General features: G+C 63.6%; 24 protein-coding genes. 15 read left to right on the top strand and 9 right to left on the bottom strand.

What is annotated here, in order from left to right:
* Positions 1-8: 8 nt before the first annotated feature.
* The 4 genes from sdhA (at position 9) to R3D65_RS18125 (ending at position 3,851) form a co-directional block, all read left to right on the top strand.
* Positions 9-1,838, top strand: a complete 1,830-nt coding sequence (sdhA, locus tag R3D65_RS18140; protein ID WP_371276685.1) for a succinate dehydrogenase flavoprotein subunit — start codon at positions 9-11, stop codon at positions 1,836-1,838.
* Between the two features lie 11 nt (positions 1,839-1,849).
* Positions 1,850-2,629, top strand: a complete 780-nt coding sequence (locus tag R3D65_RS18135; protein WP_371276684.1) for a succinate dehydrogenase iron-sulfur subunit — start codon at positions 1,850-1,852, stop codon at positions 2,627-2,629.
* 137 nt (positions 2,630-2,766) lie between these two features.
* The gene (locus tag R3D65_RS18130) at positions 2,767-3,408 is read left to right on the top strand and encodes a YceH family protein (RefSeq protein ID WP_371276683.1); all 642 of its coding nucleotides are present in this window, start codon (positions 2,767-2,769) and stop codon (positions 3,406-3,408) included.
* Positions 3,409-3,506: 98 nt separating this feature from the next.
* Positions 3,507-3,851 (top strand): carboxymuconolactone decarboxylase family protein, encoded by a 345-nt coding sequence (locus R3D65_RS18125; protein WP_371276682.1) that lies wholly within the window; start codon positions 3,507-3,509, stop codon positions 3,849-3,851.
* 2 nt (positions 3,852-3,853) lie between these two features.
* Here the strand turns inward: R3D65_RS18125 and R3D65_RS18120 are convergent, their stop codons facing one another.
* Positions 3,854-4,288 carry an OsmC family protein gene (locus R3D65_RS18120; protein WP_371276681.1) on the bottom strand — a complete coding sequence of 145 codons (435 nt, stop codon included), beginning with the start codon at positions 4,286-4,288 and terminating at the stop codon, positions 3,854-3,856.
* Between the two features lie 187 nt (positions 4,289-4,475).
* Here R3D65_RS18120 and msrA point away from each other — a divergent pair, with 187 nt between their 5' ends.
* The gene (msrA, locus tag R3D65_RS18115; RefSeq protein ID WP_371276680.1) at positions 4,476-5,114 is read left to right on the top strand and encodes a peptide-methionine (S)-S-oxide reductase MsrA; all 639 of its coding nucleotides are present in this window, start codon (positions 4,476-4,478) and stop codon (positions 5,112-5,114) included.
* A gap of 158 nt (positions 5,115-5,272) precedes the next feature.
* Here the strand turns inward: msrA and R3D65_RS18110 are convergent, their stop codons facing one another.
* The 3 genes from R3D65_RS18110 to R3D65_RS18100 all read right to left on the bottom strand — a co-directional run bounded on the left by R3D65_RS18110 (position 5,273) and on the right by R3D65_RS18100 (position 8,431).
* A complete protein-coding gene (locus R3D65_RS18110; protein WP_371276679.1) occupies positions 5,273-6,391 on the bottom strand; it encodes a Glu/Leu/Phe/Val dehydrogenase in 1,119 nt (372 codons plus the stop codon).
* A gap of 185 nt (positions 6,392-6,576) precedes the next feature.
* Positions 6,577-7,179, bottom strand: a complete 603-nt coding sequence (locus R3D65_RS18105; RefSeq protein ID WP_371276678.1) for a hypothetical protein — start codon at positions 7,177-7,179, stop codon at positions 6,577-6,579.
* Positions 7,180-7,201: 22 nt separating this feature from the next.
* Positions 7,202-8,431: a ubiquinone biosynthesis hydroxylase gene (locus R3D65_RS18100; protein WP_371276677.1), complete on the bottom strand. Its 1,230-nt coding sequence runs from the start codon at positions 8,429-8,431 to the stop codon at positions 7,202-7,204.
* Positions 8,432-8,501: 70 nt separating this feature from the next.
* Here R3D65_RS18100 and R3D65_RS18095 point away from each other — a divergent pair, with 70 nt between their 5' ends.
* From R3D65_RS18095 to R3D65_RS18055, 9 genes are all read left to right on the top strand, one after another.
* On the top strand, positions 8,502-9,074 hold the full coding sequence (locus R3D65_RS18095) for a glutathione peroxidase (protein ID WP_371276676.1): 573 nt from the start codon (positions 8,502-8,504) through the stop codon (positions 9,072-9,074).
* Between the two features lie 75 nt (positions 9,075-9,149).
* Complete coding sequence (gene tesB, locus R3D65_RS18090; RefSeq protein ID WP_371276675.1) at positions 9,150-10,025, top strand: acyl-CoA thioesterase II; 876 nt, start codon at positions 9,150-9,152, stop codon at positions 10,023-10,025.
* Between the two features lie 216 nt (positions 10,026-10,241).
* Positions 10,242-10,580, top strand: coding sequence for a P-II family nitrogen regulator (locus R3D65_RS18085; RefSeq protein WP_371276674.1), 339 nt, complete (start codon positions 10,242-10,244; stop codon positions 10,578-10,580).
* Positions 10,581-10,598: 18 nt separating this feature from the next.
* Positions 10,599-11,921, top strand: a complete 1,323-nt coding sequence (locus tag R3D65_RS18080; RefSeq protein ID WP_371276673.1) for an ammonium transporter — start codon at positions 10,599-10,601, stop codon at positions 11,919-11,921.
* 309 nt (positions 11,922-12,230) lie between these two features.
* Positions 12,231-13,526, top strand: a complete 1,296-nt coding sequence (locus tag R3D65_RS18075) for an ammonium transporter (protein ID WP_371276845.1) — start codon at positions 12,231-12,233, stop codon at positions 13,524-13,526.
* A gap of 212 nt (positions 13,527-13,738) precedes the next feature.
* Entirely contained in the window at positions 13,739-14,968 is a 1,230-nt protein-coding gene (locus R3D65_RS18070) for an ammonium transporter (RefSeq protein ID WP_371276672.1), read from the top strand.
* Positions 14,969-15,197: 229 nt separating this feature from the next.
* Positions 15,198-17,939 (top strand): DNA translocase FtsK 4TM domain-containing protein, encoded by a 2,742-nt coding sequence (locus tag R3D65_RS18065; protein WP_371276843.1) that lies wholly within the window; start codon positions 15,198-15,200, stop codon positions 17,937-17,939.
* Positions 17,940-18,069: 130 nt separating this feature from the next.
* Positions 18,070-18,732, top strand: a complete 663-nt coding sequence (locus R3D65_RS18060; RefSeq protein ID WP_371276671.1) for an outer-membrane lipoprotein carrier protein LolA — start codon at positions 18,070-18,072, stop codon at positions 18,730-18,732.
* A gap of 119 nt (positions 18,733-18,851) precedes the next feature.
* Complete coding sequence (locus tag R3D65_RS18055; protein ID WP_371276670.1) at positions 18,852-19,658, top strand: exodeoxyribonuclease III; 807 nt, start codon at positions 18,852-18,854, stop codon at positions 19,656-19,658.
* 9 nt (positions 19,659-19,667) lie between these two features.
* Here R3D65_RS18055 and R3D65_RS18050 read toward each other — a convergent pair whose 3' ends face one another.
* Together R3D65_RS18050 and R3D65_RS18045 are read right to left on the bottom strand one after the other, a co-directional pair.
* Positions 19,668-20,123 carry a cyclic nucleotide-binding domain-containing protein gene (locus R3D65_RS18050; RefSeq protein ID WP_371276669.1) on the bottom strand — a complete coding sequence of 152 codons (456 nt, stop codon included), beginning with the start codon at positions 20,121-20,123 and terminating at the stop codon, positions 19,668-19,670.
* A 53-nt stretch (positions 20,124-20,176) separates the two neighbouring features.
* A complete protein-coding gene (locus tag R3D65_RS18045; protein ID WP_371276668.1) occupies positions 20,177-20,860 on the bottom strand; it encodes a response regulator transcription factor in 684 nt (227 codons plus the stop codon).
* A gap of 117 nt (positions 20,861-20,977) precedes the next feature.
* On the opposite strand from R3D65_RS18045, the gene R3D65_RS18040 reads away from it, so the two are divergent.
* Positions 20,978-21,529 (top strand): L,D-transpeptidase, encoded by a 552-nt coding sequence (locus R3D65_RS18040; protein ID WP_371276667.1) that lies wholly within the window; start codon positions 20,978-20,980, stop codon positions 21,527-21,529.
* 14 nt (positions 21,530-21,543) lie between these two features.
* Here R3D65_RS18040 and R3D65_RS18035 read toward each other — a convergent pair whose 3' ends face one another.
* From R3D65_RS18035 to R3D65_RS18025, 3 genes are read right to left on the bottom strand one after another with little or no spacing between them, the layout of a single operon-like run.
* Positions 21,544-21,795 carry a transposase gene (locus tag R3D65_RS18035; RefSeq protein ID WP_371276666.1) on the bottom strand — a complete coding sequence of 84 codons (252 nt, stop codon included), beginning with the start codon at positions 21,793-21,795 and terminating at the stop codon, positions 21,544-21,546.
* Entirely contained in the window at positions 21,740-22,255 is a 516-nt protein-coding gene (locus R3D65_RS18030) for a transposase (protein WP_371276841.1), read from the bottom strand. The genes R3D65_RS18035 and R3D65_RS18030 overlap by 56 nt, the downstream gene beginning before the upstream one ends.
* Complete coding sequence (locus R3D65_RS18025) at positions 22,252-22,467, bottom strand: hypothetical protein (RefSeq protein ID WP_371276665.1); 216 nt, start codon at positions 22,465-22,467, stop codon at positions 22,252-22,254. Before R3D65_RS18025 ends, R3D65_RS18030 begins: the two co-directional genes overlap by 4 nt.
* Positions 22,468-22,489 lie beyond the last annotated feature (22 nt).

The raw sequence follows: 22,489 nt of genomic DNA, 5'->3' as shown, positions 1-22,489 counted from the left end.
CAGTCACGATGGCCAATACAGACAAGAGCTTTTCCATCAACGGGCGCGCCTACGAGATCGTCGACCACCGTTTCGACGTGGTCGTGGTCGGCGCGGGCGGCGCCGGTCTGCGCGCCACGCTCGGCATGGCCGAGCAGGGGCTCAAGACCGCCTGCATTTCCAAGGTCTTTCCGACGCGTTCGCACACGGTCGCGGCGCAGGGCGGCATTGCCGCGTCGCTGACCAACATGACGCCGGACTGCTGGCAGTGGCATCTCTACGACACCGTCAAGGGTTCCGACTGGCTGGGCGATGTCGACGCCATGCAATACCTGGCCATGGAAGCGCCGAAAGCGGTCTATGAGCTGGAGCATTACGGTGTTCCGTTCAGCCGTACCGAGGACGGCAAGATCTACCAGCGCCCGTTTGGCGGCCACATGCAGAATTTCGGCGACGGGCCGCCCGTACAGCGCACTTGCGCGGCCGCCGACCGCACCGGCCATGCCATCCTGCACACGCTCTATGGCCAGTCGCTGCGCAACAATGCCGAGTTCTACATCGAGTATTTCGCGCTCGACCTGCTGATGAGCGACGATGGACGCTGCACCGGCGTGATCGCGTGGAACCTCGATGACGGCACGATCCACCGTTTCGCCGCCAAGATGGTCGTACTGGCCACGGGCGGCTATGGCCGTGCCTATTTCTCCGCGACATCCGCCCATACCTGCACCGGCGACGGCGGCGGCATGGTGGCGCGGGCCGGACTGCCGCTGCAGGACATGGAATTCGTGCAGTTCCATCCCACCGGCATTTACGGCGCGGGATGCCTGATCACCGAGGGCGCACGCGGCGAGGGCGGGTATCTCGTCAATTCCGAGGGCGAGCGCTTCATGGAGCGCTACGCACCGTCGGCCAAGGATCTTGCCTCACGCGACGTTGTCTCGCGCTGCATGACGATGGAAATCCGCGAAGGCCGGGGTGTCGGCAAGAACAAGGACCACATCTTCCTGCACCTCGATCATCTCGATCCCGCCGTGCTGGCCGAGCGGCTGCCGGGCATTTCCGAATCGGCCAAGATCTTTGCCGGCGTGGACGTGACGAAGGAGCCGATCCCGGTCCTGCCGACCGTGCATTACAACATGGGCGGCATTCCCACGAACTACTGGGGCGAGGTGCTGAACCCGACCAAGGATGCGCCCGATGCCGTCGTGCCGGGCCTGATGGCCGTCGGCGAGGCGGGCTGCGCCTCGGTTCACGGGGCAAACCGGCTGGGCTCCAATTCGCTGATCGACCTGGTGGTCTTCGGCCGGGCCGCGGCCATTCGCGCCGGCGAGGTGATCGACCGCGACAGCGCCATTCCCGCCATCGACGAGGCGCAAAGCGAGAAAATCCTTTCCCGTTTCGACCGTCTGCGCCATGCCAACGGCTCCACGCCCACGGCCGATCTGCGCGAGAAGATGCAGCGGGCAATGCAGGAAGAGGCCGCCGTGTTCCGCACCCAGGAAACGCTGGAGCAGGGCTGCAAGCGCATTTCCGCCATCTGGGACGAGATGCCGGATGTGAAGGTCACCGACCGCTCGCTGATCTGGAATTCGGACCTGGTGGAGACGCTGGAACTGGAAAACCTGATGGCGAACGCCATTACCACGGTCTATTCGGCCGAGGCACGCAAGGAAAGCCGCGGTGCCCATGCCCGCGAGGACTTCTCCGAGCGTGACGATGCCAACTGGCGGGTGCATACCCTTTCGACAGTGGACGAAAAGGGCAAGGTGGATCTGGCCTACCGGCCGGTTCACGTCGATCTCATCGCCGATGGTATCGATCTCGCCAAGATCGCGCCCAAGGCGCGGGTGTACTGAGGAGCCGATACATGGTTGAACTCGCACTTCCCAAGAATTCGCAGATGACCGAGGGAAAGACCTGGCCGAAACCGGCGGGGGCGAAGAACCTGCGCGAATTCCGCGTTTACCGCTGGAGCCCGGATGACGATGCCAATCCGCGTGTCGATACCTATTATGTCGACATGGACGATTGCGGTCCGATGGTGCTCGACGCGATCATCTACATCAAGAACAAGATCGATCCGACGCTGACCTTCCGCCGTTCCTGCCGCGAGGGCATTTGCGGTTCCTGCGCGATGAATATCGACGGCACGAACACGCTGGCCTGTACCAAGGGGATGGACGAGATCGACGGTGCGGTGAAGATCTACCCGCTACCGCACATGCCGGTGGTCAAGGACCTGGTTCCCGATCTGACCCAGTTCTATGCACAGCACCGGTCGATCGAGCCGTGGCTTCAGACGACCACGCCGGCACCGGAAACCGAGTGGCTGCAGAGCCACGAGGACCGGCAGAAGCTGGACGGCCTCTACGAGTGCATCCTGTGCGCCTGCTGCTCCACCTCCTGCCCGAGCTACTGGTGGAACGGCGACCGCTACCTCGGTCCGGCGGCCCTGTTGCAGGCCTATCGCTGGCTCATCGACAGCCGCGACGAGGCGACGGGCGAGCGACTCGACGATCTGGAGGATCCGTTCCGGCTTTATCGCTGCCATACGATCATGAATTGCGCCCAGGCCTGCCCCAAGGGCCTCAACCCGGCCAAGGCGATTGCCGAAATCAAGAAGATGATGGTGGAGCGCCGGGTCTGACCCCGGCGCCTTCCCTTCCGTCGTGCCGCAATGTCGGTCTGCCTTTCCTTGCATGGCGGGGCAGCGCCGCGGCGGGCATGGAACTTCCAGCGTTCACCTCACTGGCGCGCGCGGTGCAGTCCGGCTAGATTGGGCGCATGAGCGATTCTGAACTTCCCCACCTCAATCCGTTCGAAGTCCGCGTTCTCGGCTGTCTGATGGAAAAGCAGTTGCTGACGCCGGATGTCTATCCGCTGACGCTGAATTCCCTGCAATCAGCCGCCAACCAGAAGAGTTCACGCGATCCGGTGATGGCGCTGGAGCCGGTGGATATCAACCGGACGCTGAAATCGCTGGAAGAGAAAGGGCTTGCGCGGCGGGTTTTCGGATCCCGCACCGAGCGTTTCGAGCACCTTGCCGGCAAGACCTTCCGGCTGACCGCCGCGCAATCGGCCGTGATGGCCCTGCTTCTTCTGCGCGGGCCGCAAACGCTCAACGAATTGCTGACCCGTACCGAACGGATGGTGAATTTCGGCTCGGCCGAAGCCGTGCGCGAGGAACTGGACATGCTGATCGGGCAACGTCCGCCGCTGGTCAAGGAGATCGGCCGGGCACCGGGCCAGCGGGAAGACCGCTTCGCGCATCTGCTGGCCGGCGATGTGGATATCGGCGATATCGTGGTGAAGACTTCGTCGCGTGCCCCGGCATCCCCGGCGGTTGCGGAACTGGAGGAGCGGGTGCGGCTTCTCGAAGAAGAGCTTGCCGCCCTCAAGGCGCGTCTTGACGCGGTCGGTGCCTGAGCCTGCCTGATCCCAGTTGATTCCCGTCAAGGATCTGTCCCGCCGCGCGTGGCAGGTACGCGCTGCATGTCGCAATTCATGAACAAGGATATTGCCGGATGGCCACGACCGACTGGAGCGCTTTCATCGACCAGACCAACAGCCGCATGGCTGCCCTTCGCAAGGAAATGCCCGAGGCGGCCAGGGGATTCGGTGATCTGGCCAAGGCCGCCATCATGCCCGGCGCACTGGATTCCAAGACCAAGGAACTGATTGCGCTGGGAATCGGCATCACGGCACGCTGCGACGGCTGCCTTGCCTTTCATGCGAAGGCGGCAAAAAAACATGGTGCCACGCGGGAGGAAATCGTCGAGACGATTGCGGTTGCGGTCTACATGGGCGGTGGCCCGTCGATGATTTACGGCGCGGAGGCGTTGTCCGTCTTCGATTCGCTTGGCGATTGAGGCTATTCGAGTTTCGCGTTCAGGCTGATCGAAATCGCGCCCAGCGCCCGGGATACCGGGCAGCCGTCCTTTGCCTTGGCGGCAAGTTCGTTGAAAGCCGATTCATCGATACCGGGAACGCGAGCGCTCAGGTCCAGCATGCTCGATCGCAGGGAAAAGCCGCCGTCGTCCCTTTCGACCGCGACCGTGGCGGTCGCCTGAAGCCGTTCGGCCGGCGTTCCGTTCTCAGCCAACAGATGGGACAGTTGCATGGCGAAGCAGCCAGCGTGCGCAGCGGCGAGCAATTCCTCCGGATTTGTTCCGGCGCGGCCTTCCTCATCCTCGAACCGGCTGCGGAAGGAGTATGCGGTTGCCGAGAGCGCACCCGACTGCGTGTCGATGGCCCCCGTTCCGTCTGCCAGGGCACCCTTCCAGGTGGCTGTAGCGTGCCGTTTCATGCCAATTCTCCCTTTGAAGATCACTTTTCGTGATTGCGGGCCATGGGCAGCCCTCAGCTTCAACGGCAGTGGCACGTGTTTTGTTTCAGCCCGCAGGCGGGATGGAGGTTCACGGTGATGTGTTGAGGCGTGACTTGAAAGCCGGTGCCGCCTGATCCAGTTTCCGCAAAAAACGGAGGTTCATCAGATGTTCCGATACAAGAGCATGGCGCTGGCCGCCGGTCTCGCACTCCTTGCCCTGACGGGCACTGCCCGCGCCGGGACCGCGCTTTTTGCCGGAGGCTGTTTCTGGTGCGTGGAAGCGGACATGGACAAGGTGCCCGGGGTTACCGGGACCGTTTCGGGCTATGCAGGCGGTGAAACGGAGAACCCCACCTATGAAAATCATGAAAGGGGCGGTCATCGCGAGGTTGTGCGAATCGAGTTTGACGAGGATGTCATTTCCTACAAGGACCTCGTGGCGATATTCCTTCGCACGATCGACGTGACGGATGCCGGTGGCCAGTTCTACGACCGGGGGCATTCCTATACCACGGCCATCTATGCCCTCGACGAGGCGCAGGCGAAGGCTGCGCGCGCGGCGGTCGCAGAAGCCGAAAAGGCGCTTGGCCGGAAGATTGTGACGCCGGTCGAAGGGCCGGCCAGGTTCTGGCGGGCGGAGGACTACCACCAGAATTACTACAGGAGCAATGAGAGGACGCTGTCCCGCTTCGGTTATGTGAAGCGTGCGGATGCCTACAAGCGTTACCGCGAGGGAAGCCGCCGCACAGCATCGGTGCGCAGGCTCTGGGGCGATGAAGCCTACAAGGGCGTCGAAATGCACTAGCGGCGTTTCCGCAAGCAAGTCCGGCACCGCGGCCGCCATCGCGGACATGCACTCCGGTTGCGCATTGCAGTAATTCCGTTGAACACGGCAAGGTGCCGTTCGCGGGATCGCCAGCCAGACGAACGGGCACCGGCCAGACATGGCCGGCACCCGTCCTTTCAGACCTTCGCGCCTGCCAGCCGTTCAGCCGCAATCGCCTCGGCGATCCGGTTTGTCGGTTCTCCCGTCTCGTCGCCGCGGCGGAAGATGGTCGTCAGGATGTCGTCGATATGGTCGACCCGCGCCAGCGCATCTTCCCTGTCATAGCCGCCCGGTGCCAGTTCTGCCGCGACGTTGATCAGCCCTCCCGCATTGATGACGTAATCGGGTGCGTAAAGCACGCCGCGCGCCTGAAGCCGTTCGGCGTCCGCCTCGTCAGCCAGCTGGTTGTTGGCTGATCCGGCCACGATGCCGGCCTTGAGATCGGCGATCGTGCCGGGCGTCAGCACACCGCCCAGCGCACAGGGTGCGAAGATATCGGCATCGGCCTGCAGGATGGCATCGGGTGCGACAATTCTTGCGCCAAACCGATCGCCAGCCTGCCGGCAGCGGGCTTGATCGATGTCGGTGACGGTCAGGTGCGCGCCGGTTTCATGCAACATTTCGCACAGTGCCCAGCCTACGGATCCAAGGCCCTGAACGGCAATGGTCAGTTCGCCGGTGACATCGGAGCCGTAGCGATGGCGCACCGCCGCCTTCAGCCCGAGGAAGACGCCGAGCGCCGTTACGGGCGAAGGATTGCCGGAGCCGCCAATCGTGGTGCCGGCGACATTCGGCGTGTGCTGGCGCAGGAAATCGGCATCGGCTACGGTCAGGCCGACATCCTCGCCGGTGAAGAAGCGGTCCTGAAGGGCCGCGAGCATGTCGGCATAGGCTTCAAGCAGTTCGGGCGTCTTCTGTGTGCGCGCATCGGCCCTGATGACGGCCTTGCCGCCGCCGAAAGGCACACCGGCAATGGCCGATTTGCAGGTCATTCCGCGCGACAGGCGCAGCGCATCCGTGATGGCGGCATCCAGCGTGTCATGCGCCCAGATCCGCGTTCCTCCCAGCGCGGGCCCGAGCGTCGTGTCGTGTATGGCGACAATGGCGGTCAGCCCGCGCGCCCGGTCACGGCCGAGCCAGACCTGCTCATGGCCATCGAAGCCCGGAAGCCGGGCGGCATCGGCGGTGATGTCTGTCAGTTGCAGGCTGTCGGTGCCGTCCAGGGCACTTCGAGCGGGTTTTTCCACATGCAGCATTGCGTTTCCTCCCTCAAGGATTTCATTGATCCCGAGGATAACGCCTATGCGCGTATTTTGGTTGCCATTTCAGGCCCTTCCGCGCAGCTTAGCGCATGTGCGGCATGCCTTTGCGGAATGATCGTTTCGCGACGCCGCAATCCTCTGCGGCGCAACATTCTTTCTTGCAGTGCGGCACGCAGGGGTCAGTTGGCACGGGGCGGCGTCAGGCGACCGAGCACCGACTGGTCGACGGTCACGACGGCTTCAAGCGGCGCCTGTGGCTGCCTGGCGAGGAATTCGGGTCTGGATATGCCGATGCGGCGGACGCCATCAAGCACATTCATCTTGCCTTCGAACACCGACTTGCCTTCGCGGTAGGTCAGCCGCCCGGCTTCACCCTGGGTGGCTTCGTCGCCGAAGAAGACGATTTCCAGCGGCATGGACCGCTTGTGTGCCGCCATGGCAAGGAAAGGGGTCATCAGGACCGCGCCGTGCTGCGGCCCTTCCATGAGACCGGGCAGGGTCCAGGTGTCGAAACGGTCGACCACGAACATGCCGCCGATGAAGGGATCGGGAAAGCTGACCATGCCCTGTTCATCGATTACTGGGCCGGCGGCATCGGCATCGAAGGCGGGCGCATGCTCCAGCCAGCCGGCCAGCAGGGCAAGGCCCGGCAGGCGATGGCGTTCCAGCCAGAGCGTCATTTCGCCCACCATGCCTGCAAGCTCGCGCGGGTAGCCGGCCAGCGCTTCGGCGGAGGCCGCGGCAAGCTTCGCCACCTCGTCGAAATCGAGTTCGCGGTTCATGTCTGGTCCTTTCAGAACGGTATCAGAGCGCCTCGCCCTTCAGCAGGCGAGGCGTTGCGCCGGTCAGGCCGGCGGCCTGGCGGATGAAATAGGTCTTGAGCGCGGGCATGCGGTCCACCATGCCGAGCCCGATGTCGCGGATGGCCCGCAGCGGCCCGAAATCGTTGGAGAACATGCGGTTCAGCACGTCAGTGGTGATGCCCATCTGCACGGTCTCGAAGCGGCGCCATTGCTGGTAGCGCTCCAGCACGTCAAGCGCGCCGATGTCCTGGCCAAGCCGTGCGGCTTCAACGACCACTTCCGCCAGCGCGGCGACATCGCGATAGCCGAGGTTCAGGCCCTGGCCGGCAATGGGGTGGATGCCGTGGGCCGAATCCCCGGCCAGCGCAAAACGCGGCGCGACGAAATCGCGGGCAAGCGTCAGGCCGAGCGGCCAGGCGCGCGGCGTATCCTCAAGCCGGATATGGCCGAGCTTGTGGCCGAAGCGGGTTTCCAGTTCGACCTCGAAGACGAAGGGATCCTCGTTGACCAGCCTTTCGGCATCGGCGGTGCGCTCGGTCCAGACGATGGAGGAACGGTTGCCCTTCAGCGGCAGGGTGGCGAAGGGGCCGGCGGGCAGGAAATGCTCTTCCGCGCGGCCTTCATGCGGGCGCTCGTGTGCCACGGTGCAGACAATGCCCGACTGGCCATAGTCCCAGGAAACGGTGCGAATGCCAGCCTGTTCGCGCAGGCGCGAGCGCACGCCATCGGCGGCCACCAGCAGGCGGGCTGAGAATGTGCGGCCATCGCCTGCCCGGATCGCGACGTGGGACGGCAGGGTTTCGAAGCTCTCGATGGGCGTGGATTGCAGGATGGTGACGCCGCGTTCTTCGGCCTTCCGGCGCAGCGCGCCGTTCATCACCTTGTTGGGAACCATCCAGGCGAAAGGTTCGCCGGGCGCGACATCGCCATCGAAGGTCAGGAAGACGGGTCGCACGGGATCGGCCGTGCGCGAATCGGTGACCACCATTTCGGTGATCGGCTGCGCCTCGCCGGCCATTTCCTGCCAGACGCCAAGGCGCTCCAGCATGCGAACGGCGGCAGCGGCAATGGCCGAGCAACGCGTATCCTTCTGCCAGACCCCTTCCGGGGCGGCATCGACAACCGCGATCTTCAGGTCCGGTGCCGCGCCGGCGATGGAAACGGCCGCCGCCACGCCCACATAGCCCGCGCCCGCCACGAAGATGTCGAATTCATTGTCCGCCTTGGCCATAGCAATCGTTCCAGCCTGTCATCCGTGCCTGTTCCGTGCCCGTAGATAAAGCATCAAGGGAGAAATTGCCATGATCGACCGCCGCGCCTTCCTGTCGCTTTCCGCCGTTCTGCCGCTTCTGCCCGGCGCGGCCTCCGCCCAGCAGGCCCGAAACGTGTTCGGGTTCACACTGGACGGCCTGGACGGCAATCCGCTTGTGCTGTCGCGCTTTTCCGGGAAGGTGCTGCTGGTTGTCAACACGGCATCGAAATGCGCCTTCACGCCCCAGTATGAAGGGCTGGAGGCGCTCTGGCGGCGGTATGGTGGGCGGGGGCTCGTGGTCATCGGCGTTCCTTCCAACGATTTCGGCCGCCAGGAGCCGGGCAGCGCCAGCGACATCAAGGAATTCTGCACGCAGACCTATGACGTGACCTTTCCGATGGCGGGCAAGACGGTGGTTCGCGGCGCAGGCGCCCATCCGCTCTACAGGGCATTCGCGCAGACCCTGGGACGCGACGGTGTGCCCGGCTGGAATTTCCACAAGGTGCTTGTCGGGCGCAATGGCGTACCGGTGGCGGGTTTTCCGAGCCGCATGCGCCCGGATGACAGCCGTATCACGCTGGCTGTCGAGGCGGCGCTGGCAAAGACGCCTGGCGGCACCTGACTGACCACGTGGACTTGACGGCCCCGCCGCTTGCTGGTCGAACCGTCATGACGGAAATTTCATGACGGAGCCCCGATGGTCAGTGCCACGGACATGCTGTTCGAGATCCTCGATCTCGAATATCTCGAACACAACCTTTTTCGCGGACGCAGCCCGCAGGTCGGCTGGCAAAGGGTCTTTGGCGGGCAGGTGATCGGCCAGGCCCTGGTGGCCGCGCAGCGCACGGTGAGCGACCGGTTTCATGTCCATTCACTGCATTGCTATTTCATGCTGCCGGGCGATCCGTCCGTGCCGATCATCTACCAGGTGGACCGGATCCGAGACGGTTCGTCCTTCCTGACGCGCCGCGTCAACGCCATCCAGCATGGCCGTGCCATCTTCACCCTGATCGCGTCCTTTCACATCGCGGAGGAGGGGCTGGAGCACCAGTTCGAGATTCCGCCGGATGTTCCGGCGCCCGAAGACCTGCTATCGGAAAAGCAGCTGATCGAACGGTTCATCGACAAGCTGCCGGAAAACATCCGCAACTATTTCGAACGGCCAAGGCCCATCGAGATGAAGCCGGTGGAAGTGGAGCATTACACCAGCCGCAACAAATTGCCGCCGCGCCAGAACACGTGGGTACGCACGACCGGACCGGTGCCGGACGAGCCTGCCCTGCAGGCTGCCGTTCTGGCCTATCTGTCCGACATGACCCTGCTGGACACGTCGCTTTTCGTGCATGGCCGGGCCGTTTTCGACCGCGACCTGCAAGTCGCCAGCCTCGACCATTCGATGTGGTTTCACCGGCCCGCGCAGTTCGGTGACTGGATGCTCTATGCCCAGGACAGCCCCACGACGCAGGGGGCCCGCGGGATGACACGCGGGTTTCTCTACGGGCGCGACGGCACGCTGATCGCCTCGATGGCGCAGGAAGGGCTTATCCGCCAGCGGAGAGCGCCTAAAAAATAATCAAAAAAGAAGAAATGCATAAATAATATGCATATTGCGGTTGCGAAGAAACCAGTCGCGACGCAGCAAAAACAATATTCGATATTATTTTCAATAATTTAAGTAGTTCATTATCAAATTGGCACGCCGCTTGAATTGGTGTCGGCAATCGCGGGCAACTCCAGGCCCGTGATGGACGAAACGCGGGAAACCGCATTCAAGCGAGGGTGAAACCTTATGAAAATCGTGATGGCAATCATCAAGCCGTTCAAGCTTGACGAGGTGCGCGAGGCGCTCACCTCCGTCGGGATCCAGGGCCTGACCGTCACCGAAGTCAAAGGCTACGGTCGTCAGAAGGGGCACACGGAAATCTATCGCGGCGCGGAATACGCCGTCAGCTTCCTGCCCAAGCTCAAGATCGAGGTCGCCATCGCCTCCGACATGGTCGACAAGGCCATCGAGGCGATCTCCGGTGCCGCGAAAACAGGCCAGATCGGTGACGGCAAGATCTTCGTCTACGCAATTGAACAGGCCGTGCGGATCCGCACGGGCGAGTCCGATGCGGAAGCATTGTAAGGGACAGGAGTAGTATTGATGACCGTTAAGACCCTTTCCACTGCGGCCCTTTCGGGCTTGATGCTCGCCGGAATGGCGGGCGTGGCCCTGGCGCAGGATGCGGCCCCGGCCGTCAGCCCGGAAACCGCCTATATCTTCAACACGCTGCTGTTCCTGATGGGCGGCTTTCTCGTCATGTGGATGGCGGCCGGATTCGCCATGCTCGAAGCGGGCCTGGTGCGATCCAAGAATGTCTCCATGCAGTGCCTCAAGAATATCGGCCTGTATTCGGTGGCCGGTATCATGTACTGGATCGTCGGATACAACCTGATGTATACGGGCGTCGACGGCGGCTATTTCGGCTCCTTTGGCCCCTATTCGTTCGATCCGGTGGGCGGCAACGCGCTCGATACCGGCTATTCGACCGCCTCCGACTGGTTCTTCCAGATGGTGTTCGTGGCCACCGCCGCCTCGATCGTTTCGGGCACGCTGGCCGAGCGCATCAAGTTGCTGCCCTTCATGATCTTCACCGTCATCCTGACCGGCTTCATCTATCCCATCGCCGGTTCGTGGAAGTGGGGCGCCGGCTGGCTCGACGCCATGGGCTTCCAGGATTTCGCGGGCTCCACCCTGGTCCACTCGGTCGGCGGCTGGTGCGCGCTGACGGGCGCCCTCATCCTCGGCGCGCGCAAGGGCAAGTATGTCGACGGCAGGGTTCAGCCGATGCCCGGTTCGTCGATTCCGCTGGCCACGCTGGGTACCTTCATCCTGTGGCTCGGCTGGTTCGGCTTCAACGGCGCCTCGCAGCTCGCCATGGGCACGATCGGTGACGCGTCCGACGTGTCGCGCATCTTCGCCAACACCAACCTGGCGGCTGCCGGCGGCGTCGTCGCGGTCATGATCCTGATGCCGCTCATCTATGGCAAGGTCGACGTCACCATGGTTCTCAACGGTGCCCTGGCGGGCCTCGTCTCGATCACCGCCGAGCCGCTCAACCCCTCGCCCTTCTTGTCGATCATCATCGGCGCGGTCGGCGGCATCATCGTGGTCTTCGCGGTGCCCGCCATCGACAAGCTGAAGATCGACGACGTGGTCGGCGCGATCCCGGTTCACCTGCTGGCTGGCATCTGGGGCACGTTCATCGTGCCGCTGTCCAATGGCGATGCCTCCTTCGGTGTCCAGATCATCGGCATCCTTGCCTATGGCGTGTTCACCGTGGTCGTCAGCGCCGTGTTCTGGCTGATCCTCAAGGCGGTCATGGGCATCCGGGTTTCCGACGAGGAAGAGGCGATCGGCCTCGACAAGGCGGAAGTCGGCGTGGAAGCCTATCCGGAATTCACGGCCGCGGGCACACGCTTCTGATGCGTTTCACGATCCCGTCGCGGCGCCAGGCATCTGGCACCGCTACCTTTGACCCGGCTTCGGCCGGGTTCTTTTTTTGCCTATTATTCAGACAGCTCTGGCCTTTTTGCCAAATTATTGTGCAACATGAAGCGAAGGCAAGACGCCCATGGCCTGAGTGAATCCAAAAAGACATTTGAAAACAGAATGATAAACATTGCCGCATCGCTTGGCACGATCCTTGACAGGCAGGAGCGATCCGGTTCGCCGGCCGCAACCGTTCTTTTCGGAGTTGACATGATGGCAATGCGATTTCCCGGGGTGGCGCTCATGTCCGCCCTTCTTCTGGTGACCGGCCTGATGCCGGCAGCGGCGCAGGATGCCGCGGCTCCGGTGATGGACAAGGGCGACACGGCCTGGATGATGGTCTCGACGCTTCTCGTCCTGTTCATGATCCTTCCGGGCCTCGCCCTGTTCTATGGCGGTCTCGTGCGGGCCAAGAACATGCTGTCGGTTCTCATGCAATGCACGCTGATCACCGCGCTGGTGATGGTGATCTGGGTGGTCTACGGCTATTCCTTCGCCTTCGGTGGCGGCACGAGCCCGTTCTGGGGCGGCTTCGGCAAGCTGTTTCTCGCCGGCGTCACGGCCGATTCGACGGCGGCGACCTTCTCGGAAGGCGTCGTCATTCCCGAATATGTCTTCATCGCCTTCCAGATGACCTTCGCCGCCATCACGCCGGCGCTGATCGTCGGGGCGTTCGCCGAACGCATCAAGTTCTCCGCCGTGCTGCTGTTCACATTGCTCTGGGTCACCTTCGTCTATTTCCCTGTCGCGCACATGGTGTGGGACGGGTCGGGCCTGATCTTCAACATGGGCGCGCTGGATTTCGCCGGGGGTACCGTGGTTCACATCAATGCCGGCATTGCCGCGCTGATCGGCTCGATCCTTGTCGGCAAGCGCATCGGTCTGGGCAAGGACATGATGGCTCCGCATTCGATGACGCTGACCATGGTCGGCGCGTCCATCCTCTGGGTCGGCTGGTTCGGCTTCAATGCCGGGTCCAACCTGGAAGCCAATGGCGGCGCAGCGCTGGCGATGATCAACACGTTCACGGCCACGGCCGGCGCCATCCTCGCATGGGCGGGGCTGGAAGCGGTCCTGCGCGGAAAGGCATCCATGCTCGGCGCGGCATCCGGCCTCGTTGCCGGACTTGTCGCGGTCACACCCGCCGCCGGCACGGTCGGACCGGTTGGCGCGATCGTGCTTGGCGCGCTGGCCTCGGCGGGATGCTATTTCTTCGTCGCGGTGGTGAAGAACCGGTTCGGCTATGACGACAGTCTCGACGTGTTCGGCGTGCATGGCATTGGCGGCATCATCGGCGCGGTAGGCACCGGTATCTTCACTGCTCCAGGCCTCGGCGGAACGGGTGGAGACGATTATTCCATCGCCGGGCAGACATTCATCCAGATCCAGGCCGTGGCCATCACCATCGTCTGGTGCGGCGTCATCTCCTTCATTCTCTACAAGATCGTGGACATGATCGTCGGCCTGCGCGTGGAGGCGGACAAGGAACGCCAGGGGCTCGATCTCACCTCCCATGGAGAGGCAGCCTACCACGCCTGACCTTCCCGCCTGCGATACCGCCCCCGGCGCAGGCGAAAGAAGCCCATTTCCTGTGCATGTGCTTTGCATGTTGCATGGGAAATGGGCAACTTTCTTCGCATGCCGGAGTTCCTGCCATGGAAAGCAGCCTTTTCCGGCAGGTGCCCATCTGGCATGCATCTTGATTTTGCGGGTCCCATCAATCCGGAAAACGGTACAGACGGGACAATACGATGCAGAACGACCAGATCGGCGGGGATGTGTTCTTCGTCCTCCTCGGCGCCATTCTCGTGTTCGCCATGCATGGCGGCTTCGCCTTTCTCGAAGTCGGCACGGTGCGGCACAAGAACCAGGTGAACGCGCTGGTGAAAATCCTCGTGGATTTCGCCATCTCAACCATCGCCTACTTCTTCGTCGGCTTCACGGTCGCCTATGGCGTGACCTTTTTCGTCAACGCGGCGGTGCTCTCGGGCAGCCAGGGGGGCGAGACCTTCCTGCCGCAGGGCTTCACGCTGGTGAAATTCTTCTTCCTGACGACCTTCGCGGCGGCCATTCCGGCGATCATCTCCGGCGGTATCGCGGAGCGCATGCGTTTCCTGCCGCAATGTTTCGCGACGGCGGCGCTGGTCGGGCTCGTCTACCCCTTCTATGAGGGCATCGTCTGGAACGGCAATTTCGGCCTGCAAGGTGCATTGGAGGCCGCTTTCGGCCATCCCTTCCATGATTTCGCCGGATCCATCGTGGTCCATGCCGTGGGCGGATGGATTGCGCTGGGCGCGGTGGTGCTGCTGGGAGCGCGGCTTGGCCGCTATACCCGTTCCGGGCGTTCGGTCGGTATTCCGCCCTCGTCCATTCCGTGGCTGGCGCTGGGCTCCTGGCTGCTGTGCACAGGCTGGTTCGGCTTCAATGTGATGAGCGCGCAATCGGTCGGCTCGGCATCCGGTCTCGTCGCCATCAATTCGCTGATGGCCATGGTGGGGGGTATCGTCGCGGCGCTGGTCGCCGGACGCAACGATCCGGGCTTCGTTCACAACGGCGCGCTGGCCGGCCTCGTGGCGGTGTGTGCCGGATCCGACATCTTCCATCCCATCGGCGCGCTTGCCGTCGGGGCGGCGGCCGGCGTCATCTTCGTGAAGGGCTTCGCCTTCTGCCAGGAGAAGCTCAAGTTCGACGACGTGCTGGGCGTTTGGCCGCTGCACGGAATGTGCGGCTTGTGGGGCGGCATCGCGGCCGGCATATTCGGCCTCGAGGCGCTGGGCGGCCTGGGCGGCGTCTCCTTCATGAGCCAGCTTGCCGGTTCGCTCCTCGGCGTGGCCTATGCGGCGGCGGCAGGTTTCCTCGTTTATGGCGTGCTGAAGGCGGCGATGGGCCTGCGCCTTTCCGAAACCGAGGAGATGCGCGGGGCAGACCTGTCGATCCATCGCATCGGCGCCAATCCGGAGCAGGAAATCCGCGGGGTCTGACAACGGTCCGAGACGATTTCGCGACCCGCCGGTTTCGCGCCGGCGGGTTTTTCATTGCCGGCGGCGGCGTCTGCCCGTGCATGGTTAATGCCGCCTTAACCATCTGGCCGCTAGTTTCTGTCGCGAATTCCGGGAAACGGCCGTGCCGGACACGGCTCTACCCGGGTGAGTGACGCGTGAACCGGCAGGCCACATGCGGGCGGCCGGCATGAACAAGGGATCGGTACGGATGCGGGCAGGCGGTTCGGGAACCATGGCGGCAGGCATGGCGCACCAGGGCTTGAAGGGCTTTCTGCGCCGCCAGGCCCAAAGGCTGGGCGGTCTTGCCATGCTGGCCTTCGCGCTCTTTGCCATCGCTTCGCTGGCAAGCTGGAATGTCGCCGATCCGTCCTGGAGCCACGCGACGGGCAATCTGGTCACCAATGCGATGGGCTATCCCGGCGCGGTCTTTTCCGATCTGTTCATGCAGTTTTTCGGTCTGGCCAGCGTGGCCGCGCTTGTACCGGCCATTGCCTGGGGGCTGTTCATGCTGCAGGCGCGTGCGCCGTCGCATCGCTGGCGGCGTGCCGGGGCCTGGCTGGCCTTCACGATTGCCACAGCGGGGTTCATCGCGCTTTTCGATGCCCCGGTCACATGGCCGCTGCCGCTGGGGCTCGGCGGGGTTGCCGGCGACCTGCTGCTGAGGATTCCCGGTGCGCTGTCGGGCGGCTATCCCTCCGGCTTCGTGGCGCTGCTGACCGGTGCCGTGCTTCTGCCGGGCATGGGCTGGTTCTTCTGGGATGCCTCGGGCCTGAAAGGACGGGCCGTGGACTTCGCGGCGGCCGGCAAGACGGTGGATGACGAGGAAAGCGACTTCGACGAAGACGAAGACGAGGATGACGGTTTCCAGGCACTGGGTCTCGTGACGCATTGGTGGCTGTCGGCGCGCGCGCATGTGCGCCGCCTGACCCGCGGGCGCCAATCGGCTGCCGCCGCCGGCCGGCGCAAGCTCGTGCTGCCGGATCTGGAGGATGAAGACGAGGACGATGACGCCGTTCTTGCCTTGCCGGAAGCGTCCGCTCCACGCGCAAGCAGATGGGCGGAGCGGATCGAGCCCGAACTCGATACGCTGGCGCCACGCCGCGCCGAACGGACGGCACCCTCCATCGCGCCGGATTTCGATACTGATGACAACGATCTGCCCTGGGACGACGATACCGTCGATCCGGTGGAACCGGCACGCCCGGCGCAATCCCGGCGGATCGTGCAGGCACCGGTTTCCCGCGAGGAGCCGCGGGCACCGGACATGCAGCCGCGTCCACGCGGCATCTCCGCGGACAACCGGCTGATGGAGCCCATCGATCCCGATGCCGCGCCACGCGTCTCGCAGCCTGCCGGTGCACCGAAGCCAGGCGCGCGGGTGATGCGCGAAGCCCAGGGCTCGCTCATCTCGGATGGCAGTTTCGAGCTGCCGTCGCTGCATTTCCTGTCCGAAGCCCGCACCACCGGCCGTGATCCGACGCTGTCGGACGAGGCGCTGGAACAGAACGCCCGGCTGCTGGAAGGCGTTCTGGACGATTTTGGCGTCAAGGGCGAGATCATCCAGGTGCGTCCGGGCCCGGTCGTGACACTGTATGAACTGGAACCGGCGCCGGGCATCAAGTCGTCCCGTGTGATCGGCCTGGCCGACGACATCGCCCGCTCGATGAGCGCCATCGCCGCGCGCGTGGCGGTCGTGCCGGGACGCAATGCCATCGGCATCGAGTTGCCCAACGCCAAGCGGGAGACCGTCTACCTGCGCGAGTTGCTGGCCAGCCGGGATTTCGAGGGATCGAAAGCCAAGCTGGCGCTGACGCTGGGCAAGACGATCAATGGCGAGGCGGTGATCGCCGACCTGGCGAAAATGCCGCACCTGCTGGTGGCCGGCACCACCGGTTCGGGCAAGTCGGTGGCGATCAACACGATGATCCTGTCGCTGCTCTACCGGATGACGCCGGAGCAATGCCGGCTGATCATGATCGATCCCAAGATGCTGGAACTGTCGATCTATGACGGCATTCCGCATCTGCTGACGCCGGTCGTGACCGATCCGAAAAAGGCGGTTGTGGCGCTGAAATGGACAGTGCGGGAGATGGAGGACCGCTACCGCAAGATGTCCAAGGTCGGCGTACGCAATATCGACGGTTTCAACCAGCGCGTCGTGCAGGCCGAGCGCAAGGGCGAGAAGATCACCCGCACGGTGCAGACCGGTTTCGACCGCGACACCGGCGAGGCCATCTACGAGACCGAGGAACTCAACCTGGAAGCCATGCCCTATATCGTCGTCATCATCGACGAGATGGCCGACCTGATGATGGTGGCGGGCAAGGAAATCGAAGGCACGGTGCAGCGGCTGGCGCAGATGGCGCGTGCGGCGGGCATCCATGTCGTCATGGCGACGCAGCGGCCCTCGGTGGACGTGATCACCGGCACGATCAAGGCCAATTTCCCGACGCGCATTTCCTTCCAGGTCACGTCCAAGATCGACAGCCGGACGATCCTGGGCGAACAGGGTGCCGAGCAGCTGCTCGGCATGGGCGACATGCTTTACATGGCCGGCGGCGGGCGTATCCAGCGCGTCCACGGCCCCTTCGTCTCCGACGAGGAGGTGGAGCACGTGGTTTCGCATCTGAAAACGCAGGGCGTGCCGGAATATCTCGATTCGATCACCGAGGAAGACGAGGACGAGGGCGCCGGGGGAGACGCTGGCGGGGGCGGCGGCAATGGCGGCGGAATGGCCGGCTCGGATGACCCCTACGACCAGGCCGTGGCCGTGGTGCTGCGCGACGGAAAGGCCTCCACGTCCTATATCCAGCGGCGGCTGGGAATCGGCTACAATCGCGCCGCCTCGATCATCGAGCGGATGGAGGACGAGGGGATTGTCGGGCCGGCCAACCATGCCGGCAAGCGGGAAATCCTGGTGCCGCGCGGTCCGGATGCCGAGGAGTTCTAGCCGCGGCGATGCAGCGGGCGGTGAGTGACCGGGTTTTTCGCGTGAAGACGGCAACCCTGCCGCAATGCAGCCGTTGTTGCAGGCGATCAGGGGGACAACGAATGACGACGGAAAGAGACGGAGCGTCGACATGATCAATTCCATCTTCCCCCGGCTGCGCGTGGCTGCCATGGCATCGGCCCTGGCGCTGGGCGCCGCACTGGCCCTGCCGGTCGCGCCTGGCGTGGCCGCGCCGCCAGCCATTGCACAGAAGATCGCCGACCATTTCTCGTCGGTGAAAAGCATGACGGGCGAATTCGTGCAGTTCGGCCCGCGCGGCGAGCAGACCGGCGGAACCTTCGCGCTGATGCGTCCGGGGAAAATCCGGTTCGATTATGAAGAGCCTGCGGCCTATCGCGTGGTCTCGGACGGCAGCCATGTGCTGCTCAACAACCGGAAACTGCGCACCTACGAAACCTATCCGCTGTCCAAGACGCCGTTGAAGCTGCTGCTCGACGAGCGGATCGACCTGTCCAAGGCATCCATCGACGATGTCGCGGCGGACGAGGATATCGTCACGGTCAAGATGAGCGACAAGTCGGTCTTCGGCAATGCGCGCATTACCATCGTGTTCGACGCGGTGACGTCGGAACTGCGGCAATGGACGATCACCGACCAGCAGGGCAAGGACACCACGGTCATGATCTTCAACGTGAAGCAGGACGTGCCGCTTCAGGCGGCCGCGTTCGCCATCGATTACGACAAGGTGGCCGAAACCAATGCCCGGCGCGGCGCGGGCGGGCGCGGGCGCTGAACCCGCGAATCCTGTGGACCATGCCGTGACGGGCGGCGTGGCCGGTCTTCGGGCTTGAAAGCGGCAGGTCGGATTGGCAAAGTCCGGCCTCTTGGTTCACGCCCGTTCAGGTTTTTCCCATGCCTTTTTCGATTGCCACCTGGAACATCAATTCCGTGCGCCTGCGCATGCCGCTGGTGGAACAGTTCCTCGCCACACATCGCCCGGATGTCCTGTGCCTGCAGGAAATCAAGTGTGAAAACGGCCAGTTCCCGGAAAAGGCCTTTCGCGCGCTCGGTTACGAACACGTCGCGGTCAATGGCCAGAAGGGCTATCACGGGGTGGCAACGGTGGCGCGGCGCGAGATCGCCGTCGTCGAACGGCGCGGCTTCTGCGACATGGGCGATTGCCGTCATCTTTCGGTCAATGTCGCGGCCGGCGGACGGGATATCCTGCTGCACAATTTCTATGTTCCGGCGGGCGGTGACGAACCGGACCCGGAGATCAATCCGAAGTTCCGGCACAAGCTGGACTTCCTGGAGGAAATGCGGTCGATTACCGCGGATCACGGGGAGGCCCGTTCCTCCGTGCTCGTTGGCGACCTGAACATCGCGCCGCTGGAAAACGACGTCTGGTCGCACAAGCAATTGCTGAAGATCGTCAGCCATACACCGGTGGAGACCGAGACGCTGGAAGACATGCGCGTCAAGGGCGGGTGGCGCGACCTGATGCGCAGCCACGTTCCGGCGGATGAGAAACTTTTCACCTGGTGGAGCTACCGGGCGAAGGACTGGGCTGCCGCAGACAAGGGCCGCCGGCTCGATCATGTCTGGTCCTCGCCGGATCTGCAGGAACGGCTGACCGGCATCGACGTGCTGCGCGCGGCGCGCGGCTGGGAAAAGCCCTCCGACCATGTGCCGGTGATCGCGACCTTCGATCTTGACTGAAACAGCGGCTCAGTCGCGGAAGCGGGCTTCCAGGCGGGCCACCTGATCGGCCAGATCCTTCAATTCCCGGGCGAAACGCTCCTGCAGCAGGGCGGCGGTTTCGGGATACTCGGTCAGGATGCGGCGGAAGAGCGTGCGCCCGATGCGCAGCAATTCGCAATCGGTGCGGGCCATGGCGCCCGTGGCGCGCCGCGTGGGGGCGATCAGCGCCACATCGCTGAGGATCGCGCCGGGGCCGAGCGTCTTGAGGGTGACGAGCCGGTTTCCCTTCAGCGTGGTCAGGTCCATCTCGCCGGCGGCGATGATGAATGCGCCATCGGCCGTAGCGCCCTCGCGGTAGAGTTCGCGGCCGGCCGAAAGGCGCATGCTCTCTGCGCCGAAGGCGAGCAGGCGCAATTGCTCCGTTGTCAGGCCTTCGAAAAAGCCGACGGAGCCGATCAGCCGGATATCGTCGTCGAGCGCCATGGGTGGCGGCGTCCCCTCCAGGGCTCCCCGCGAATCACCTCAAGGCGTAACGGTCAGGGAACCAGCTTGTATCCGCCGCTTTCTGTCACAAGTATCTGCGCATTGGAAGGATCCCGTTCGATCTTCTGGCGCAGGCGGTAGACATGTGTTTCCAGCGTGTGCGTGGTAACGCCTGAATTGTAGCCCCATACTTCCTCAAGCAGGACATCGCGGGTGACGACTTTCTGGTCGGCCCGGTAGAGATACTTGATGATCGCGGACTCCTTTTCGGTCAGCCGCACCTTGGCGCCGCGCTGGTCGATCAGCAGTTTCTGGCTGGGCTTGAACGTGTAGGGGCCGACAATGAAGGTGGCGTCCTCGCTCTGTTCATGCTGGCGAAGCTGGGCGCGGATCCGGGCCAGCAGGACGGCGAAGCGGAACGGCTTGGTGACATAGTCGTTGGCGCCGGCTTCCAGCCCGAGGATCGTGTCGGAGTCGGTGTCCTGGCCGGTGAGCATGATGACAGGGGACTTGAAGCCGCCCTTGCGCAGCAGCTTGACCGCCTCGCGGCCATCCATGTCCGGCAGGTTCACGTCCATGATGAGCAGGTCGATGATGCCGCCGCGCGCGGCCTGAACGCCCTTCGTGGCGGTCTCGGCCTCGGAGACCTGGAACTCCTCGTAAAGCGAGAGCTGCTCCACCAGCGTCTGGCGCAGGTCCTCGTCATCGTCGACGATCAGGATCGTGCGTGCCGTCATGCCATCCCTTTCCTTGAACAAGTTTTTCGCGCGGCATCTTTACGCTTTCGCGTTTGCAGCGCAAAGATCATCACGTGCATTTGTCCCGAACGCCAGTCTTTCTCGAAAAAAGGTGAAATGAAGGTCAACCCGGCCAAAAAGCGATCCGGTATCCGAATCATCACCGTGCGGACCGCGCCGGGAAAGCCGCAGCGCGGGCTGCTTCGCGCCGGCGGGCGGACATTTCCCTGCGCGCTGGGGCGGTCGGGCATCTCCGCCTTCAAGCGCGAGGGCGACGGCGCAACACCGCTTGCCGCGATGAGGCTGTTGTCGGGCCAAGTGCGGGCAGACCGCACGATGGCGCGCCGTTCCGGCCTGCAGCTCAAGGCGATACGTCCCGATGACGGCTGGTGCGACGCGCCTGCCCATGGTGCCTACAACAGGCCGGTTCGCCTGCCCTTTCCGGCCAGCCACGAATGCATGATGCGCGCCGACCGGCTTTACGACCATTGCCTCGTCATGGACTGGAACATCACGGCGCGGCGGCGCCATCGCGGTTCGGCCATTTTCCTTCACGTTGCGAAAGAGGGCTTTGCGCCGACGCAAGGGTGTATCGCCATCGCGCCATCGCTGATGCGGCGCCTGCTGCCGCATCTGCGGCGCGGCACGATCGTCCGGGTCCTCCGCTAGAGTATCCGTATTGATCAAGCTGGATTTGGCGCCCATTTCCTATCCTGTTTTATGAGTGTGTTTGCCAGCTCGATGAGCTTTCGCATGATAGCCGTTAAAGCGACTTTTGCTGGCTTTCCGGCTTTGCGCATCGCATTGTATTTCTGTTTCATGTCTGGATTGAAGCGGGTAGCGACGAGTGCGGGCATGTAGAGCGCGTCACGCAGGAATTTACGGCCACCCTGAATGAAGGCCTTGCCTCGCCATTGGCCCGATTGTCGGGTCATCGGGGCGAGCCCGGCAAGGCTGCGGCTTGTTTGCGGTCCATCGCGCCGATTTCCGGGCACTCGATGAGGATGGTGGCTGCAACAACGGACCCGAGGCCGGGAATGGATTGCAGGATGTCGAGGAGCGGGCCTGATCCCGCGACAGCCTGCTGGCGATCTCGGCGTCGATGGCTTTGAGCTGCCTGTCGAGCAAAGCCAGCTGCACTTTCGCCTGACGTCTGAGCAGGGAGAGCGTCTGGGTGGCAAGCCGGTTCTTCAGCCGCGTGCGCGCTTTGATCATGGCGGTGCGCGCGACCTGCAACTGTTTGAGATCATGGTGATCTTCGCTGGCAGGGCTGTCCGGTTGCAGATCCAGCGCCTCGCCCATCAAAGCCAGTACATGCGCGTCAACCGCATCGGTCTTGGCACGGGTTCCGCGGGCCTGGGCAAAGCGGCGGGCCTGTAACGGATTGACCTTCACCAAGGGCAGATCGCCAGAGCAGCGTTTCTCAAGCAGGCCATGATAAGCCCCGTTGCCTCGTAGATCACCAGATCGGGCTGACTTGAACCGACCCAGCGCTTGAACGCAGTCAATCCCGCCGCCGAGTTCTCGAACCGGGCTGTCTGACCGGTCGCCGGACGGCAAACGTCAAGATGGGCTTTTGAGATGTCGATACCGATGCTATCTTTCATGGTCTTCGCGTGTCCTATGCTT

Source organism: Zhengella sp. (assembly GCF_041397485.1).
Classification (GTDB): Bacteria; Pseudomonadota; Alphaproteobacteria; order Rhizobiales; family Rhizobiaceae; genus Zhengella.
Note: the sequence above shows the minus strand (reverse complement) of the source record. Positions and strands in the feature narration are given on the sequence as shown.

Bases quoted from the DNA above. Each gene is read 5' to 3' on its own strand.
- R3D65_RS18060 (WP_371276671.1), top strand. From the start codon at position 18,070: ATGATCAATTCCATCTTCCCCCGGCTGCGCGTGGCTGCCATGGCATCG.
- R3D65_RS18110 (WP_371276679.1), bottom strand. From the start codon at position 6,391: ATGCTGCATGTGGAAAAACCCGCTCGAAGTGCCCTGGACGGCACCGAC.
- R3D65_RS18135 (WP_371276684.1), top strand. From the start codon at position 1,850: ATGGTTGAACTCGCACTTCCCAAGAATTCGCAGATGACCGAGGGAAAG.
- R3D65_RS18080 (WP_371276673.1), top strand. From the start codon at position 10,599: ATGACCGTTAAGACCCTTTCCACTGCGGCCCTTTCGGGCTTGATGCTC.
- R3D65_RS18130 (WP_371276683.1), top strand. From the start codon at position 2,767: ATGAGCGATTCTGAACTTCCCCACCTCAATCCGTTCGAAGTCCGCGTT.
- msrA (WP_371276680.1), top strand. From the start codon at position 4,476: ATGTTCCGATACAAGAGCATGGCGCTGGCCGCCGGTCTCGCACTCCTT.
- R3D65_RS18075 (WP_371276845.1), top strand. From the start codon at position 12,231: ATGTCCGCCCTTCTTCTGGTGACCGGCCTGATGCCGGCAGCGGCGCAG.
- R3D65_RS18100 (WP_371276677.1), bottom strand. From the start codon at position 8,431: ATGGCCAAGGCGGACAATGAATTCGACATCTTCGTGGCGGGCGCGGGC.
- R3D65_RS18105 (WP_371276678.1), bottom strand. From the start codon at position 7,179: ATGAACCGCGAACTCGATTTCGACGAGGTGGCGAAGCTTGCCGCGGCC.
- R3D65_RS18085 (WP_371276674.1), top strand. From the start codon at position 10,242: ATGAAAATCGTGATGGCAATCATCAAGCCGTTCAAGCTTGACGAGGTG.
- R3D65_RS18045 (WP_371276668.1), bottom strand. From the start codon at position 20,860: ATGACGGCACGCACGATCCTGATCGTCGACGATGACGAGGACCTGCGC.
- R3D65_RS18055 (WP_371276670.1), top strand. From the start codon at position 18,852: ATGCCTTTTTCGATTGCCACCTGGAACATCAATTCCGTGCGCCTGCGC.
- sdhA (WP_371276685.1), top strand. From the start codon at position 9: ATGGCCAATACAGACAAGAGCTTTTCCATCAACGGGCGCGCCTACGAG.
- R3D65_RS18035 (WP_371276666.1), bottom strand. From the start codon at position 21,795: ATGACCCGACAATCGGGCCAATGGCGAGGCAAGGCCTTCATTCAGGGT.
- R3D65_RS18125 (WP_371276682.1), top strand. From the start codon at position 3,507: ATGGCCACGACCGACTGGAGCGCTTTCATCGACCAGACCAACAGCCGC.
- R3D65_RS18070 (WP_371276672.1), top strand. From the start codon at position 13,739: ATGCAGAACGACCAGATCGGCGGGGATGTGTTCTTCGTCCTCCTCGGC.
- R3D65_RS18050 (WP_371276669.1), bottom strand. From the start codon at position 20,123: ATGGCGCTCGACGACGATATCCGGCTGATCGGCTCCGTCGGCTTTTTC.
- R3D65_RS18065 (WP_371276843.1), top strand. From the start codon at position 15,198: ATGCGGGCAGGCGGTTCGGGAACCATGGCGGCAGGCATGGCGCACCAG.
- tesB (WP_371276675.1), top strand. From the start codon at position 9,150: ATGGTCAGTGCCACGGACATGCTGTTCGAGATCCTCGATCTCGAATAT.
- R3D65_RS18120 (WP_371276681.1), bottom strand. From the start codon at position 4,288: ATGAAACGGCACGCTACAGCCACCTGGAAGGGTGCCCTGGCAGACGGA.
- R3D65_RS18025 (WP_371276665.1), bottom strand. From the start codon at position 22,467: ATGAAAGATAGCATCGGTATCGACATCTCAAAAGCCCATCTTGACGTT.
- R3D65_RS18095 (WP_371276676.1), top strand. From the start codon at position 8,502: ATGATCGACCGCCGCGCCTTCCTGTCGCTTTCCGCCGTTCTGCCGCTT.
- R3D65_RS18040 (WP_371276667.1), top strand. From the start codon at position 20,978: ATGAAGGTCAACCCGGCCAAAAAGCGATCCGGTATCCGAATCATCACC.